This is a genomic window from Streptomyces sp. NPDC089919 (assembly GCF_040684615.1).
Taxonomy (GTDB): Bacteria; Actinomycetota; Actinomycetes; order Streptomycetales; family Streptomycetaceae; genus Streptomyces.
The window spans coordinates 1-14,899 of the sequence record NZ_JBFBGK010000151.1 but is presented as its reverse complement, the minus strand read 5'-3'; the positions used below and the strand labels follow the sequence as shown (position 1 = coordinate 14,899).

Here is a 14,899-nt window from a genome sequence, read left to right as displayed (position 1 = left end):
GCACCTCGAAGCTGCCGTCCTCGCGCTCCCGGATCGTCGCCGCGTCCGCGATGCAGCCGACCCGGTGGCACCCCTGGGACTTCGCGGCTTCGCCGTGGCCCTTCGGGCCATCCCAGGCCCGGGCCTGCCTCCGGTCCAGCCTGCCACCCCCGTCAAGCGGCGCTCCCCACACATCCCGACCGCCCGCGGCGTGGCGTACACGTCAGGCGGGGCGTACGCGGCACGCGTAGGGCGGGGGCCGGGTCATCACGTACCGCACTCGGCCCACAACAGCTTCCCGCCCGGCTCGCCGTAAAGGCCACCGCTGCCCAGCGGATACGCCCCCCACCTGTCCGCGTACGCCCGGATCAGCAGCAGCCCCCGCCCCCGCTCGCTGGACGGCAGGACGGAGGGCGGCCGTTCGGGCCCGGCGAACGGCGCCGGGATGTACGGGTTCGCATCCCAGACGCTCACCCGCAGCCGCGCCGGCGCCATGGCCCGCAGCCGCAGCGTGTACGGGGCGTCCGAGTGCAGGTACGCGTTGGTGACCAGCTCGCAGGTCAACAGCTCCGCGGCGGCGAGGACGCCGGTCATCGCGTGCACGTCCAGCACCTGCCGGAGCATCCGCCGGGCGATGCCCGGAGCCCGTGGATCCTGCGGAAGTTGGAGGGTGTACGACCAGGACGGGGATACGGTGGCACTCACGGAATTCTCCGATCACGGAGGGATGTCGGTGTCGGTGCGATGCGACGGCTGCCCGGTGACCATGCCGCTCCGTCGAGCGGGGTGCTTCCGGTGTGTGGGCCCGGCATCAGATTAGGGCGCGGACAAAGATTCTTTGTCCGTATTCAAGGGATTCGATGCCGGATTCCCTCGTGTGAGTGATGCCAACTCCGGGAGATCCAGGGGGATTCGATGGCCGGTCGTACCGCCGCCACTGCCCGGCGCCTCCGCCTGGCCGCCGAGCTGCGGAAGTTGCGCGAGCGGGCGGGGCTGACCGCCACCGAGGCGGCTGCCGCCGTCGGTACCAGCTCGGGACAGCTCAGCAATGTGGAGACGGCCCGCTTCGGCGTCAGCGCGGACCGCGTGCGGGCGATGGCCCACGCCTATTCCTGCTGCGATCAGGCACTGGTCGATGCGCTGGCGGGGATGGCCGGCGACCGTACGAAGGGCTGGTGGGAGCTCTATCGCGACGTCCTGCCGCCCGGACTGCTCGACCTGTCCGAACTCGAACACCATGCGGGGGCCCTGCGGACCGCCTACACGGCCCACATGCCGGGGCTGCTCCAGACCGCCGACCATGCGCGCGTGGTGTTCCGGCAGGTCGTCCCCGAACTCTCCCCGCCCGAGATCGAGCACCGCGTCTCGCACCGCATCAAGCGGCAGGAGGTGCTGTACCGGGCCGACCCGACGCCGTACCGCACGATCGTCCACGAGGCCGCCCTCCGCATGGAGTTCGGCGGACGCCAGGTGGCGCGGCAGCAGCTCGACCACGTGCTGAGGATGGCCGAGCTCGACCACGTCCAGGTGCTGGTGATCCCCTTCGCCGTCGGGGCGTTCCCGGGATCGGGCCAGTCGATCGGCTACGCGTCCGGCCCCGTGCCGCAGCTGGACACGGTCCACCTGGACCAGTCACACGGCCCGGTGCTCCTCGATGCCGAATCCCAACTGGCCAAGTACCGCACCCTGCTCGACCGTATGGAGGCGACCGCGCTGGGCGCCGAGAAGAGCCGGGAGTTCATCCGCACCTTGCTGCGGAACCTGTGAAGGGGACAGCTGAATGACCGACCGATGCATATGGACCAGGTCCTCGTACTGCGGCGAGGGTGACGCCTGCCTCTATCTCGCTGCCGGCCCCGGCGGGGCCGTTCGGATTGCCGAGCGGGCACCGGGGGACGGGGGGCCCGTCATGTCGGTGGGCGCGCCGGCGTGGGGCGCGTTCGTGGCGGCGGCGCGGGGCGAGGAAGGCCGGAGCTTCAGTCGCACCCTCATGCGGTGCCTGTGAAGGAGGAGACGTCATGACCGACCGGCGGACATGGACCAGGTCGTCCTACTGCGGCGAAGGCGAGTCGTGCCTCTATCTCGCCGCCGGGCCCGGTGGGACCGTCCGGGTCGCTGAGCGGGCGCCCGCGGACGGGGGGCCCGTCATCGAGGTCGGGGCGGAGGCCTGGCGGGCGTTCGTCGAGGGGGTCGCGGACGCGCGGTAGCAGGGGCGGCGCGCCCGGGGCCTCTGCGGTGGGGGGATTTTGTCCGATTAGCGCGTATCTTCTGGCCATGCCCACGCCTTATGGATCCCGTGGCGGCATGGCGTTCAGCGTTGCTGAGCTGGCCGTGCTGCGGCGGTCCCTCGCCCATGCCCTTGATTCCGGCGCCGACCGGGCCCTGACGGCCGGGGAGGTGCGGGACTGCCTGCGGCTCGCGCAGGCCCTCGACGACGCGGTGCGCGAGGCGGCGCGGCTCAGAGCGTTCCTCGTCGAGGACCTGGGCCGGTACCGGGCGGCCCTGCCGGGCAGTCTGACCGGGTACCTGGAACTGCTCCAGGACGCCCTGGCCGCCGGCTACACCCCGGAGCCGGACGACCTGGCGGCCCTGCGCGCACTGCGCGGCAACAAGACCGCCGCGGCGCTGCTGGAGCGCTGCCGGGTGCTGGCCGAGCGGTCCGTGAAGGCCCGGCTGGGCGCCGCGCTGACGCCGGCGCCCCGGCTGCGCCTGCTGGCGTCCGCCGCGGGCGACGACAAGCCGGCCCCGGCCCCCGCACCGGCGCCGCAGAAGCCCAAGGAGCCCGCCCGCCCGGTGCCCACGCCCGGCGAGGTCTTCCCGCCGCGCCGGAAGCCGACGCCCCCGCCCGCGGGCCGCGCCGCCGGGTAGCTACGATGCGGGGCATGGACTACGTTTCCGCGCTCGTGCCCCCCATCGTGATGGCCGCGTTCTTCATCGCCGTCGTCAGGGTGATCGTGAAGACCCAGGGCGGCGTCAACAAGGCCAAGGAGGACGCGGCCGTCGACGCCGTGCTCGCCCGGGCCGAGGCCGCCCAGCAGGCGACGAACTAGCTTCCGGGACAGACCGGTTTTCCACCCGGCGCCCCGCCCCTCGCGGCGGGCGGCGCGCGGGGTGCGGGCGTACGGCTCCGTTCGGGGCGGTGCGCCCATTTTTGTTGCTCGAATAGCCGGGTGATGCCGGGTGATTTACGACATCTCACACTATTGTGCTGGTGTGCCTCGGCCCTTGGGAGAACTCGAAGACGCCGTCATGACCCGGGTGTGGCAGTGGAACCGCCCGGTGACTGTTCGGGAAGTGCTGGAGGACCTCCAGCAGGAACGCTCCATCGCGTACACCACCGTGATGACCGTTATGGACAATCTCCATCAGAAGGGCTGGGTCCGCCGGGAAGCCGAGGGCCGCGCCTATCGATATACGGCGGTCTCCACCCGCGCCGCGTACTCGGCCGCACTGATGAACGAAGCGTGGCAGACGAGCGACAACCCGGCGGCCGCCCTCGTCGCCTTCTTCGGCATGATGTCGGCGGAGCAGCGGGAGGCCTTGCGGGACGCCGTGCGCATCGTCCAGCCCGCTTCGGAAGGGGAATCCGAGAGCGCCCCGGCACAGCCCCCGGCGGCCCGGCCGGAAGGCGATGCCGGCGCGCCCCCGCCGGAGCCGGGGCGATAGCGTCCACCCATGGACGCTCAGCATGGTGATTCGCTTCCCCAGGACTTTCCCGGTGCGAATGCAAAAGCAGTGACGATCCGCCGGGCGCGCACCGGCGACGTGGCCGCCGTGCGCCGCCTGCTGGACCAGTACGTGCACCAGCGCATCCTGCTCGACAAAGCCCCGGTGACGCTTTACGAGGACATCCAGGAGTTCTGGGTCGCGGAACGCGAGGTGGACGGGCAGGTCGTCGGCTGCGGGGCTCTGCACGTCATGTGGGAGGATCTCGCGGAAGTCCGCACTCTCGCGGTCGACCGCGACTTGAAGGGCGGCGGTGTCGGGCATCAGGTGTTGGACAAGTTGCTCCAGACCGCGCGTTGGCTCGGCGTGCGGCGGGTATTCTGCCTCACCTTCGAAGTGGACTTCTTCGCCAAGCACGGCTTCGTCGAGATCGGCGAGACCCCGGTCGGCACCGATGTCTACAGCGAGCTGCTGCGTTCCTATGACGAGGGCGTCGCCGAGTTCCTCGGTCTCGAACGAGTGAAGCCGAACACCTTGGGCAACAGCCGGATGCTTCTGCACCTCTGAAGATTCCGCCCGGCGGCCCGCCTGTGGCCTATGTCCGAATCGCGTACGTTTCCCGTCGGGCCGGGCCGCTGAACCTCTCCCGAGGGTTTGTGTTTTCCAGGCAAAAGCGGTTTCCTTTCCGCGTACTGCATTTTCGATGAAAGGAAATCCGGTGGCACAGAAGGTTCAGGTCCTTCTTGTCGACGACCTCGACGGTGGCGAGGCGGACGAGACCGTGACGTTCGCGCTGGATGGCAAGACCTACGAGATCGACCTCACCACCGCCAACGCTGACAAGCTCCGCGGCCTGCTCGAGCCGTACACCAAGAGCGGGCGTCGCACCGGTGGCCGGGCCGCCGCGGGTCGTACCAAGGGCCGCGTCGCCGCGGTCGGCGGGGGCAGCACCGACACTGCCGAGATCCGCGCCTGGGCGAAGGCGAACGGCTTCAACGTGAACGACCGCGGCCGCGTGCCGGCCGAAATCCGCGAGGCTTACGAGAACAAGGCCAAGGCCTGACCCTCGCCGCCCGCCGGATCACATTCCGGCGAGTGACCGTCTGGTACGCGCCAGCCGCGCCCGGTGACATTCCGTCGCGGCCGCGCCGACCAGTCGTACGAGATCGGGGGCCCGCCCGGAAAGGGCGACGCCCCGTCCGGCTCCGCACCCCATGGGGGCGAGGGCCGGGAGCAGTGCCTCGCACCCCGGCTCGGGGGGCCGCAGCCAGACGGCGGCCCCCGCTGAGCCACCCCCGGCGCCGCCAGCGCCGTCGGGGGGAGGGGGCGCGGTGATCCGGCCGCCCCGACCCACGGCGGTCAGGTCGAGGGCGACCCCGCCCCACTCCAGCCAGTCGAGCAGCCCTTCCAGCTCGTCCGCGCTCCCCGTGGCCACCAGCAGCCGCATCCGCCGCCCCATGAGGGCCACCGGGCCGGTCGGGACCCCGCGGCGCAGCACCGCGAATCCCGCCGCCGACGGCAGCTCCAGCACGTCGAACCGGACCCCCGTCACCAGCTGGCCCGGCCGCCCCGCGACCACCGGCCAGCCGAGGACGCGTTCGTACCAGCCGCACGGGTCGGACGGCGCCGTGGGCGCGGGAGCGGTGGGGACGATGACTGCCACGCCTCAAGCAACTCCCGAAACGCGCCGGAGTTACGCACCGTGCCGCCGTCGCTGCGGAACGTAAACGACGGCGTGCTGGAACCCGGGATTCAGGGCGCAAGCCTGTTCGCCCTTAGCGGAGGCGGCCGGTGCCGATGGCATGGACTGTCACTGCCTGCGGGTAAGACATTCCTAGTGGATCGGGGCGACACGCTGATTTGACCGGCTCCCGTTCGCCGTCGGCGTACTCAAGAGACGGGTATCTGCCTGGCCTGCGGGAACATCGTCTCGCACCATCGGGTTGGAGCAGTTGTCGGCTGTGCACGGCGGATTTTCCCCACCGAGTGGGGTGAGCCGCGGACGGATGTCGGCAGTTGGAATGAGCTGTCCCGCCCTGCGGGACTAGCATGCGGAAGGACAGGGCGGGGACCGACCCCGAACTGCCCGACCGCTCTGAGGAGCGATAAACGATGTTCGAGAGGTTCACCGACCGCGCGCGGCGGGTTGTCGTCCTGGCTCAGGAAGAAGCCCGGATGCTCAACCACAACTACATCGGCACCGAGCACATCCTTCTGGGTCTGATCCACGAGGGTGAGGGTGTCGCCGCTAAGGCCCTGGAGAGCCTCGGGATTTCGCTCGAGGCTGTTCGCCAGCAGGTCGAGGAGATCATCGGTCAGGGCCAGCAGGCCCCGTCCGGCCACATCCCCTTCACCCCGCGGGCGAAGAAGGTCCTGGAGCTGTCGCTCCGTGAGGCCCTCCAGCTCGGCCACAACTACATCGGCACCGAGCACATCCTGCTCGGCCTGATCCGCGAGGGCGAGGGCGTCGCCGCCCAGGTCCTGGTGAAGCTGGGCGCCGATCTCAACCGAGTCCGGCAGCAGGTCATCCAGCTGCTCTCCGGCTACCAGGGCAAGGAGACCGCCACGGCCGGCGGCCCGGCCGAGGGCACCCCCTCGACCTCGCTCGTCCTGGACCAGTTCGGCCGCAACCTCACCCAGGCGGCCCGCGAATCCAAGCTCGACCCGGTCATCGGGCGCGAGAAGGAGATCGAGCGGGTCATGCAGGTGCTGTCCCGCCGGACGAAGAACAACCCGGTGCTCATCGGCGAGCCCGGCGTCGGCAAGACCGCCGTCGTCGAGGGCCTGGCCCAGGCCATCGTCAAGGGCGAGGTGCCCGAGACGCTCAAGGACAAGCACCTCTACACGCTGGACCTCGGCGCGCTCGTGGCCGGCTCCCGCTACCGCGGTGACTTCGAGGAGCGCCTGAAGAAGGTCCTCAAGGAGATCCGCACCCGCGGCGACATCATCCTGTTCATCGACGAGCTCCACACCCTCGTGGGTGCGGGTGCCGCCGAGGGCGCGATCGACGCCGCGAGCATCCTCAAGCCCATGCTGGCCCGCGGTGAGCTGCAGACCATCGGCGCCACCACGCTGGACGAGTACCGCAAGCACCTGGAGAAGGACGCCGCGCTCGAGCGCCGCTTCCAGCCCATCCAGGTCGCGGAGCCGTCGCTGCCGCACACCATCGAGATCCTCAAGGGTCTGCGCGACCGCTACGAGGCCCACCACCGCGTCTCCATCACGGACGAGGCGCTGGTCCAGGCGGCCACCCTGGCCGACCGGTACATCTCGGACCGCTTCCTCCCGGACAAGGCGATCGACCTGATCGACGAGGCCGGCTCCCGGATGCGCATCCGCCGGATGACCGCGCCGCCGGACCTCCGCGAGTTCGACGAGAAGATCGCGGGCGTCCGTCGCGACAAGGAGTCGGCGATCGACTCCCAGGACTTCGAGAAGGCGGCTTCCCTCCGTGACAAGGAGAAGCAGCTGCTGGCGGCGAAGACCAAGCGCGAGAAGGAGTGGAAGGCCGGCGACATGGACGTCGTCGCCGAGGTGGACGGCGACCTGATCGCCGAGGTCCTGGCGACCGCCACCGGCATTCCGGTCTTCAAGCTGACCGAGGAGGAGTCCTCGCGCCTGCTGCGCATGGAGGACGAGCTCCACAAGCGCGTCATCGGTCAGAAGGACGCCATCAAGGCCCTTTCCCAGGCCATCCGCCGCACCCGCGCCGGCCTGAAGGACCCGAAGCGTCCCGGTGGCTCGTTCATCTTCGCCGGCCCCTCGGGTGTCGGTAAGACCGAGCTCTCCAAGACGCTCGCCGAATTCCTCTTCGGCGACGAGGACGCGCTGATCTCCCTCGACATGTCGGAGTTCAGCGAGAAGCACACGGTTTCCCGCCTCTTCGGTTCGCCCCCCGGTTACGTGGGCTACGAAGAGGGCGGCCAGCTCACCGAGAAGGTGCGCCGCAAGCCGTTCTCCGTCGTCCTCTTCGACGAGGTCGAGAAGGCCCACCCGGATATCTTCAATTCCCTGCTGCAGATCCTGGAGGACGGTCGCCTGACCGACTCCCAGGGCCGCGTCGTGGACTTCAAGAACACGGTCATCATCATGACGACCAACCTGGGCACCCGGGACATCTCGAAGGGCTTCAACCTCGGCTTCGCGGCCCAGGGCGACGTCAAGACCGGATACGACCGGATGAAGGCGAAGGTCAACGAGGAGCTGAAGCAGCACTTCCGCCCCGAGTTCCTGAACCGTGTCGACGACACGGTCGTCTTCCACCAGCTCAGCCAGGAAGACATCATCCAGATCGTCGACCTGATGATCGCCAAGGTGGACGAGCGCCTGAAGGACCGCGACATGGGCATCGAGCTCAGCGGTGAGGCCAAGCTCCTGCTGGCCAAGCGCGGCTACGACCCGATCCTGGGTGCTCGTCCGCTGCGCCGCACGATCCAGCGCGAGATCGAGGACATCCTCTCCGAGAAGATCCTCTTCGGTGAGCTGCGCCCCGGTCACATCGTGGTCGTCGGCACGGAGGGTGAGGGCGAGGAAGCCAAGTTCACCTTCCGCGGCGAGGAGAAGTCCGCGCTGCCGGACGTCCCCCCGATCGAGGCCACGGGCTCCGGCCCGGACCTGAGCAAGGGCGCGTAAGCGGTAGGCAGTGCCTGAAGGGGCGGCCCCGGAACCGATGGGTTCCGGGGCCGCCCCTTTGCGGCTTTCAGTCCTGCGGCTGGCTGACGGCGATGCCGGGGAGCAGGCGGGCGAGGTCGAGCTCGTCGCGGGTCAGGTCGCAGGAGAAGCGGGTGAGGTTCGGGAACTGCCCGCGGACGTGCTCCGCGAGGTGCGCGTCGAGCCGGCCCTCGACGCGGAGCACGTCGACGTTCGGCAGGTACACGTACCCGGGGAGGTTCGCCAGACCCCGTGCGGGGACGGTCAGCGTGGCCAGGACGGGCAGACCGGCCAGGACCCGCCAGTGCCCCGCCTTCGGTGACACCCGCTCTCCCAGCCCCAGGTGTGCCAGCCGGACCTGGGCCTCCAGTCCGTCAAGCAGGTCGGTCCCGCCGGCCGCCGGGACCAGGATCAGCCTCTCCAGAGCGCACCCGGTGGCCAGTCGCCGCAGGGACCACCCGCCGAGCGCCATCCTCCGCAGCCGCAGGGAGCGTAGCCGGGGCAGCTCCCTCAGCACTGCGACGAGGTCCGTGTCGTTACGCATGCCGAGGTCGAAGTCGGCGTGGACGACCGGGGAGCCTGCCAGGGCCGCCAGGGACTCCAGCCCGGCGCAGTTGGCGATCCTGATTCCGGTCAGCTCGGGCTGGTCGGCCAGGAAGGCCAGATCGCGTACGAGCGGATTGGCGAGCAGGCTCACGCTGCACAGCCGCACCCGCCGCGCGTAGTCCGCCAGCCGCTCCGGTGGGATGGCGTCGAGGAGCTGGACGTGGGCCCGGGGCGAGATCTCGCCGAGCAGCTCCAGCTTCCGCGGGCCGGCCACCGGAATCTCCCGCGCGCCCGTGTCACCGATGCGGGCGATCACCTCGTCCGCGTACCGCCGCTCGTCGAACCTGTCCCAGAAGAAGAAGAGCTCGAGCAGGGTCTCGGGCGAACCGTGCCGGGCGCACCCCGCCAGGTAGTCCAGCGCCTCGTCGCAGCCGGTCTCGGCGGCCGCCCGCACGATCAGCGCACCGTCCTCGTCCGTCAGCTGCTCCGGGTCCGGCAGCAGGGGGATCAGCAGCGGTCCCACCGACCCCAGCGCGTCCGCGGCCTGTCCGCTGCGCGGCGGGATCAGGGTTCGGGTCGTCCGCCGGACCTCGTCGCGTACCTCCGGGTCCAGCTCCGTGGCGTACGGCAGGCTCACGTGGGCCAGCAGTGCGGCCCGGGCCGAGCCCTGTCGCAGCAGCCCCCGGAAGATCTCCGTCCGCTCCCGCGGCCGGGCGTGGGCCACCGCGAGGCGGATCACGTCCTCCCACTGGTCGTCGCCCGCGTGCCCGGTCAGTTCGCCGAAGCTGCCCTCGTCGACGATGGCCCGGGCGCCCAGGAAGTCCTGGAAGGTGCGGTGCACGAAGTCCACCCGGCCCGGCGCGGGCCGCCGCAGCAGCCCGGTGCGCAGCAGCAGGTACCGGAAGACCTGCGGGGCGTCCCCGAGGACCCGGGAGGCCTCGGGGAGGGCCGGCAGGGCGTCGCGGATCAGGGCCTCGGCCCGGGAGACGCCCATCTCCGAGGCGCCGTTGCGGATCATCCACAGGGCCAGCCGCTGGAGCAGCTGGAGCAGGGTCTCCTCGCTGATCTCGGGGACGTCGAGGCGGCGCTCCCGGTCCCGGCGGGTCAGCAGCATCGACAGGGCCGCCGCGTAGAGGTCCTTGCGGCTGTGCGGCAGGAAGCCCCGGCGGTCCCGGTGCAGGGCGCAGATCAGCCCGCACATGAGCGGGTTGGTGGCCAGCCGGCCGAGGTCGCCCCCGGCGCGTACGGCGGCCAGCAGCTGGTCCTCGTAGCCGGCCAGCTCGGCGTCCTCCTCGGGCTCCCCGGTGCGGGCGGCGGTGTGCCAACGCCCGACGAAGGCGGCCACGTCCGCCGGTCCCATGGGGGAGAGGGTCAGCTCGGTGAACGACTCCCGCTCCAGCCACTCCTCCGGGACGGCCGAGGGGCGGGAGGTCACCAGCCAGCGGTTGCCGGGGTAGGTGCCGATCAGGTCGGCCAGCCACTCCTGGGTGCGCTCCCGGGCCTCCTCCTTGATCTCGTCGATCCCGTCGACCAGGACCAGCGCCCGGCCCTGGCTGAGCACCCGGTCCTCCCAGCCGGAGGGCTGCTCCCCGGCCAGCGGGACGCCGACCGCGCCCAGGAACTGCCGGGGCGGCGGCAGCCGGACGTCGTGCCGGGTGAGGGCCCGCAGCGGCAGCACGAAGGGGATCAGGCCGTGGACGTACGCCATCCCGTCCGTCGGCACCGGCCGGGCGGCGCAGACCGCCAGCCACTGGACGAGCGTGGTCTTCCCGGACCCGGCCTCGCCGCGCAGCAGGACCCGCTCCCGGTCGGCCAGGGCCTGGTCGGCGGGGCGGGGGCCGAGCGGTACGGCCGACTGCGTGTACCAGGCGGGCGGCGTGTAGTCGATGGTGAAGTCGTCGAACTCGTCCAGGTCGTCGTCGAAGCTGCCGGGCATCGGGCGGGGGGCCGGCGCCACCACCCAATGCGTCGTCCCCGTCGCCTCCAGACTCATGTACGCCGCGTCCAACGGCCACTTCCCCGGGGTGCGCACCAGGTCGATGCCGAAGATGGTCAGGGTGGCGTGCTTGCGGACCAGGTACTCCAGGTACCGGTGCTCGAAGGCGGCGTCCCGGGCGTCCTGGCGGGGGATCCGGGCGACCAGCTCGTCCACCTTGGCCACCAGCTCGCCCTGCCGGCGGCTCTGCTCGACCAGGGCGGCGGCCACGAAGCTGGAGCGCTGGGTGAAGAAGTGCAGGACGTGCAGGCAGGTGGCGTCGAGCAGCCGGTCGTGGAAGTAGCCGGCCTGTTCGCCGAGGCCGGTGGCGGGGGCCCGGTCCCGCAGCCGGCGGGCCAGCTCCCGGTGCCCCAGCCGGACCGCCTCCACGTCGGTGAGCTCCAGCTCGCCCAGCCCGTACAGGGTGGCGGCGAGGGCGGCGGCCACCCCGGCCTCCTCGCCGGGCGGCAGGGCGCGCTCGCCGGGGGCTCGTAGGCCGGCCGCGACCAGCTCCTCGGCGATCTTGTCCAGGTCGGCGGTCGTGAGGGTGCGCTTCTCCTTGAAGGAGACGTACGCCGAGACGCGGACCGGTCTGTCCACCAGCCCGGCCCCCGGCCCCTCCGAGAACCGTAAGAGCTTCTTGACGATCGGTCCGGCGACGGCTGAGGCGAGGCGCATCCCCGCCTGGGCGACTGGGTCCACGACGGCTGAGCGTAGTGCGGGTTACAGGTCTTTGGTCCCGGAACGGTCCGCCGGATGTCCCGAAGCGGTGACAAGCCACACAGGCGATCAAGGGGGTACTACGGGATGTAGTAGATCAAATCGCCCATTCGGGCGACCGGATGCGCAGGATGCGGCAGGTCAACGGGCCACCATTCCCGTGTCCCGGCTACGAGCTTCGGTAGTAAATGGGGGGTTTGGGAAGTCCGGGCCGGCCGGGTTACCAAGGATGAGCCAACCCGGCCCCCGTGCCGGGTTGCCCCATGTCCCCGTCGAGAGGTTCCCGATGTCGAAGCGCGTCCGTACCGCCCCCGTCAGCCCGTCCGCCCGCCGCACCCGTGGCGTCATCGCCGCCGTCGGTGCCGGTGCGCTGATGGCCCTCGGTGCCGGTCACGCCGCCTTCGCCGCCGAGGCCAAGCCCGCCGCCCCCGCGAAGGCCGTCGCCTGGACCGACCCGGTGGACCACTACACGCTGTCCGCGACCTTCGGCAAGGGCGGCACCCTGTGGTCGCACAAGCACTCCGGCCAGGACTTCGCCGTCCCGGTCGGCACCCCGGTCAAGGCCGTGCACGGCGGCACCGTCGTCAAGGCCGGCCCGAACGGCGCCGGTGACGGCCCCGCGTACGGCAACGCCGTCGTGATCAAGCACGGCAACGGCACGTACTCCCAGTACGCCCACCTCTCGAAGGTCCAGGTCAAGATCGGCCAGAAGGTCGCGACCAACCAGCAGATCGCCCTCTCGGGCAACACCGGCAACTCCACCGGCCCGCACCTGCACTTCGAGATCCGCACCACGCCGAACTACGGCTCCGCGGTCAACCCGGTGTCCTTCCTGCGGACCGTGGGCGTCACCGTCTGATCCGACCGGATCACTTACCTGCGGCCCCGTGGTGGGCCTGGGTCACCAGATCGATGGCGACCTCGAGGACAGCGGCCTGCTTCTCCTCGGGGTCGCCTTCGACGTTCTGCATGAAGAACATGCCGGCGTGCATGGTGAACAGGGCGCTGATGCAGCGGACCCGGTCCGTCATCGAGAAGTCCGGCTCCTGGATCAGCTTGATCAGGGCGACCATCCGCTCCTTGAAGGTCTCCCCGATGCTCAGCTCCCGGACGGTGGCCTGGTTCTCCTGCATGAACCGGAACAGCGGCGAGGCGTGGATCAGCGCGGAGTGGTAGCGGCGGATGATGCCCTGCTTGGTCTCCATGCTGCGGGGCTGGTCCCGGGCCCAGGAGATCAGCTCGTCGATCGGCCTGGTCAGGTCCTCGAAGACGCTGATCAGGATGTCTTCCTTGGTCTTGAAGTGGTAGTAGAGCGCGGCCTTGGTGACCTCGAGCTTCTCCGCGATCTCGCGCAGCGAGGTCTTCTCGTACCCCTGCTCGGCGAAGAGTTCCAGCGCGACGTCCTGGATGCGCTGGCGGGTGTTGCCGCGGCGCTGCTGTGGCGTGCTGGACATGGGGACTCCTCAAGAACTTACTTGACGCCCGGCTAGTTGGCGTCTACCTTCCTCAGTGTAGACAACTTGCCGGGCGGCAAGTAAGTACCAGGGGAGTGGACATGAGCGAGATTCCGACGAAGAACGAGGCGGGCGCGGGGGCGCCAGCCGCCGCCGTGGCGGACGGGCCCAAGCCGCGCAGCGTCCGCGTGGTCCTGATGGCCCTCATGATCGCGATGCTGCTCGCGATGCTCGACAACATGATCATCGGCACCGCGATGCCGACCATCGTGGGCGAGCTGGGCGGCCTGGAGCACCTGTCGTGGGTGGTCACCGCCTACACCCTGGCCACCGCGGCCTCCACCCCGATCTGGGGCAAGCTCGGCGACATGTACGGCCGCAAGGGCTCGTTCCTCACCTCGATCGTGATCTTCCTGATCGGCTCCGCGCTCAGCGGCATGGCCCAGGACATGGGCCAGCTGATCGGCTTCCGCGCGGTCCAGGGTCTGGGCGCCGGTGGTCTGATGGTCGGCGTCATGGCGATCATCGGCGACCTGATCCCGCCCCGTGAGCGCGGCAAGTACCAGGGCATGATGGCGGGCGTCATGGCGCTCGCGATGATCGGCGGCCCGCTGGTCGGCGGCACCATCACCGACCACATGGGCTGGCGCTGGTCCTTCTACATCAACCTGCCGCTCGGCGCGGTCGCCCTCGCGATGGTGACGGCCGTCCTGCACCTGCCGAAGAACCGCGTCAAGGCGAAGATCGACTACCTCGGCGCCGCGCTGCTGACCGTCGGCATCACCTCCATCGTCCTCGTCACCACCTGGGGCGGCAGCGAGTACGCCTGGGGCTCCGGCCAGATCCTCGGCCTGATCGCCCTCGGCCTGGTGTCCCTCGCCGCCTTCCTCTTCGTGGAGACCAAGGCCGCCGAGCCGGTCATGCCGCTGCACATCTTCCGCAGCCGCAACTTCACCCTGATGTCCGTGATCGGCTTCCTCGTCGGCTTCGCGATGTTCGGCGGCGTGGTCTACCTGCCGCTCTTCCAGCAGGCCGTCCAGGGCGCCTCGGCCACCAACTCCGGCCTGCTGCTCCTCCCGATGCTGCTGTCGATGATGGTCGTCTCGCTGGTGGCCGGCCGGGTCACCACCAACAGCGGCAAGTACAAGATCTTCCCGATCGTCGGCGGCGCGCTGATGGTGGTCGGCCTGATGCTGCTGGCCCAGATGGACACCGACACCTCCCGCTTCGTCTCGGGCCTCTACATGGCGGTCCTGGGCGCCGGCCTCGGCTGCCTGATGCAGATCACCATGCTGGTGGCGCAGAACAGCGTCGACATGAAGGACATGGGCGTCGCCTCCTCCTCCACCACGCTCTTCCGCACCCTCGGCGGCTCCTTCGGCGTCGCGCTGATGGGCTCCCTCTTCACCAACCGGGTGCAGGACACCATGACCGACCGGCTCGGCTCGGCCGGCGCCGGCGCCACCGCGGGCTCCGCCCAGCTGGACGCCGCCAGCCTCGCCAAGCTGCCGGAGGCGGTGCGCGACGCGTACCAGCACGCGGTGGCCGCCGGTACCCACTCGGCCTTCCTGCTCGGCGGGGCGGTCGCGGTGATCGGCTTCCTGGTCTCCTGGTTCGTCAAGGAGGTCCCGCTGCGCGGGGCCGGCCCCGAGGCCCCCGCCGCCGACGCGGCCGCCGCGGACCTGACCAAGCAGCCGGTCGCACACTGACCCGACCGGTCCCGGACCGGCACGAACGCCGGCCGGTCCCCGACCGACCGGCCCCCCCGGTCGCCCGCGCGGCGACCGCCCCAGGTCCACCTCCCCTGGTGGAGCGGCCCCCGGTGCCCCCGTGGCACCCGGGGCCGCAGTGCGGCCGCCCGCCGTCGGCCCGGGTCACAAAGGAAAAGCGACGGGGAAGGAAAGAGTGG

At 70.6% G+C, this 14,899-nt stretch carries 15 protein-coding genes; 11 read left to right on the top strand and 4 right to left on the bottom strand.

Going from position 1 to position 14,899, the window contains the following annotated elements; genetic code table 11:
• Positions 1-246 precede the first annotated feature (246 nt).
• Positions 247-684 carry an ATP-binding protein gene (locus AB0O40_RS35285; protein ID WP_365049891.1) on the bottom strand — a complete coding sequence of 146 codons (438 nt, stop codon included), beginning with the start codon at positions 682-684 and terminating at the stop codon, positions 247-249.
• 210 nt (positions 685-894) lie between these two features.
• Between AB0O40_RS35285 and AB0O40_RS35280 the strand changes: the two genes are divergently transcribed.
• The 8 genes from AB0O40_RS35280 to AB0O40_RS35245 all read left to right on the top strand — a co-directional run bounded on the left by AB0O40_RS35280 (position 895) and on the right by AB0O40_RS35245 (position 4,708).
• Positions 895-1,746 (top strand): helix-turn-helix transcriptional regulator, encoded by an 852-nt coding sequence (locus AB0O40_RS35280; RefSeq protein WP_365049889.1) that lies wholly within the window; start codon positions 895-897, stop codon positions 1,744-1,746.
• A 13-nt stretch (positions 1,747-1,759) separates the two neighbouring features.
• Complete coding sequence (locus AB0O40_RS35275) at positions 1,760-1,984, top strand: DUF397 domain-containing protein (protein WP_365049887.1); 225 nt, start codon at positions 1,760-1,762, stop codon at positions 1,982-1,984.
• Positions 1,985-1,997: 13 nt separating this feature from the next.
• A complete protein-coding gene (locus tag AB0O40_RS35270; protein WP_365049885.1) occupies positions 1,998-2,186 on the top strand; it encodes a DUF397 domain-containing protein in 189 nt (62 codons plus the stop codon).
• 67 nt (positions 2,187-2,253) lie between these two features.
• Positions 2,254-2,847 carry a hypothetical protein gene (locus AB0O40_RS35265; RefSeq protein WP_365049883.1) on the top strand — a complete coding sequence of 198 codons (594 nt, stop codon included), beginning with the start codon at positions 2,254-2,256 and terminating at the stop codon, positions 2,845-2,847.
• A 14-nt stretch (positions 2,848-2,861) separates the two neighbouring features.
• The gene (locus AB0O40_RS35260) at positions 2,862-3,029 is read left to right on the top strand and encodes a hypothetical protein (RefSeq protein ID WP_365049881.1); all 168 of its coding nucleotides are present in this window, start codon (positions 2,862-2,864) and stop codon (positions 3,027-3,029) included.
• A 163-nt stretch (positions 3,030-3,192) separates the two neighbouring features.
• Positions 3,193-3,645 carry a BlaI/MecI/CopY family transcriptional regulator gene (locus AB0O40_RS35255; RefSeq protein WP_365049893.1) on the top strand — a complete coding sequence of 151 codons (453 nt, stop codon included), beginning with the start codon at positions 3,193-3,195 and terminating at the stop codon, positions 3,643-3,645.
• Positions 3,646-3,654: 9 nt separating this feature from the next.
• Positions 3,655-4,212 (top strand): amino-acid N-acetyltransferase, encoded by a 558-nt coding sequence (locus AB0O40_RS35250; RefSeq protein WP_365049879.1) that lies wholly within the window; start codon positions 3,655-3,657, stop codon positions 4,210-4,212.
• Positions 4,213-4,363: 151 nt separating this feature from the next.
• The gene (locus tag AB0O40_RS35245) at positions 4,364-4,708 is read left to right on the top strand and encodes an Lsr2 family protein (RefSeq protein ID WP_365049877.1); all 345 of its coding nucleotides are present in this window, start codon (positions 4,364-4,366) and stop codon (positions 4,706-4,708) included.
• 18 nt (positions 4,709-4,726) lie between these two features.
• Here the strand turns inward: AB0O40_RS35245 and AB0O40_RS35240 are convergent, their stop codons facing one another.
• Positions 4,727-5,308 (bottom strand): SCO3374 family protein, encoded by a 582-nt coding sequence (locus tag AB0O40_RS35240; RefSeq protein WP_365049876.1) that lies wholly within the window; start codon positions 5,306-5,308, stop codon positions 4,727-4,729.
• 449 nt (positions 5,309-5,757) lie between these two features.
• Here AB0O40_RS35240 and AB0O40_RS35235 point away from each other — a divergent pair, with 449 nt between their 5' ends.
• Positions 5,758-8,277 (top strand): ATP-dependent Clp protease ATP-binding subunit, encoded by a 2,520-nt coding sequence (locus tag AB0O40_RS35235; RefSeq protein WP_365049874.1) that lies wholly within the window; start codon positions 5,758-5,760, stop codon positions 8,275-8,277.
• 67 nt (positions 8,278-8,344) lie between these two features.
• Here AB0O40_RS35235 and AB0O40_RS35230 read toward each other — a convergent pair whose 3' ends face one another.
• The gene (locus AB0O40_RS35230) at positions 8,345-11,518 is read right to left on the bottom strand and encodes an NACHT domain-containing protein (RefSeq protein ID WP_365049872.1); all 3,174 of its coding nucleotides are present in this window, start codon (positions 11,516-11,518) and stop codon (positions 8,345-8,347) included.
• 304 nt (positions 11,519-11,822) lie between these two features.
• Between AB0O40_RS35230 and AB0O40_RS35225 the strand changes: the two genes are divergently transcribed.
• Positions 11,823-12,395, top strand: coding sequence for a M23 family metallopeptidase (locus AB0O40_RS35225; protein ID WP_365049870.1), 573 nt, complete (start codon positions 11,823-11,825; stop codon positions 12,393-12,395).
• Between the two features lie 10 nt (positions 12,396-12,405).
• Here AB0O40_RS35225 and AB0O40_RS35220 read toward each other — a convergent pair whose 3' ends face one another.
• Complete coding sequence (locus AB0O40_RS35220) at positions 12,406-12,990, bottom strand: helix-turn-helix domain-containing protein (RefSeq protein ID WP_365049868.1); 585 nt, start codon at positions 12,988-12,990, stop codon at positions 12,406-12,408.
• Here AB0O40_RS35220 and AB0O40_RS35215 point away from each other — a divergent pair.
• Positions 12,975-14,699 (top strand): MDR family MFS transporter, encoded by a 1,725-nt coding sequence (locus AB0O40_RS35215; RefSeq protein WP_365049866.1) that lies wholly within the window; start codon positions 12,975-12,977, stop codon positions 14,697-14,699. The two genes, AB0O40_RS35220 and AB0O40_RS35215, sit on opposite strands and share 16 nt — an antisense overlap.
• The last annotated feature ends 200 nt before the right edge of the window (positions 14,700-14,899 follow it).

What these genes read in the sequence shown, in the direction of transcription:
- AB0O40_RS35260 (WP_365049881.1), top strand. Translation starts at nt 2,862, where the DNA reads ATGGACTACGTTTCCGCGCTCGTGCCCCCCATCGTGATGGCCGCGTTC.
- AB0O40_RS35265 (WP_365049883.1), top strand. Translation starts at nt 2,254, where the DNA reads ATGCCCACGCCTTATGGATCCCGTGGCGGCATGGCGTTCAGCGTTGCT.
- AB0O40_RS35235 (WP_365049874.1), top strand. Translation starts at nt 5,758, where the DNA reads ATGTTCGAGAGGTTCACCGACCGCGCGCGGCGGGTTGTCGTCCTGGCT.
- AB0O40_RS35280 (WP_365049889.1), top strand. Translation starts at nt 895, where the DNA reads ATGGCCGGTCGTACCGCCGCCACTGCCCGGCGCCTCCGCCTGGCCGCC.
- AB0O40_RS35225 (WP_365049870.1), top strand. Translation starts at nt 11,823, where the DNA reads ATGTCGAAGCGCGTCCGTACCGCCCCCGTCAGCCCGTCCGCCCGCCGC.
- AB0O40_RS35270 (WP_365049885.1), top strand. Translation starts at nt 1,998, where the DNA reads ATGACCGACCGGCGGACATGGACCAGGTCGTCCTACTGCGGCGAAGGC.
- AB0O40_RS35250 (WP_365049879.1), top strand. Translation starts at nt 3,655, where the DNA reads ATGGACGCTCAGCATGGTGATTCGCTTCCCCAGGACTTTCCCGGTGCG.
- AB0O40_RS35275 (WP_365049887.1), top strand. Translation starts at nt 1,760, where the DNA reads ATGACCGACCGATGCATATGGACCAGGTCCTCGTACTGCGGCGAGGGT.
- AB0O40_RS35220 (WP_365049868.1), bottom strand. Translation starts at nt 12,990, where the DNA reads ATGTCCAGCACGCCACAGCAGCGCCGCGGCAACACCCGCCAGCGCATC.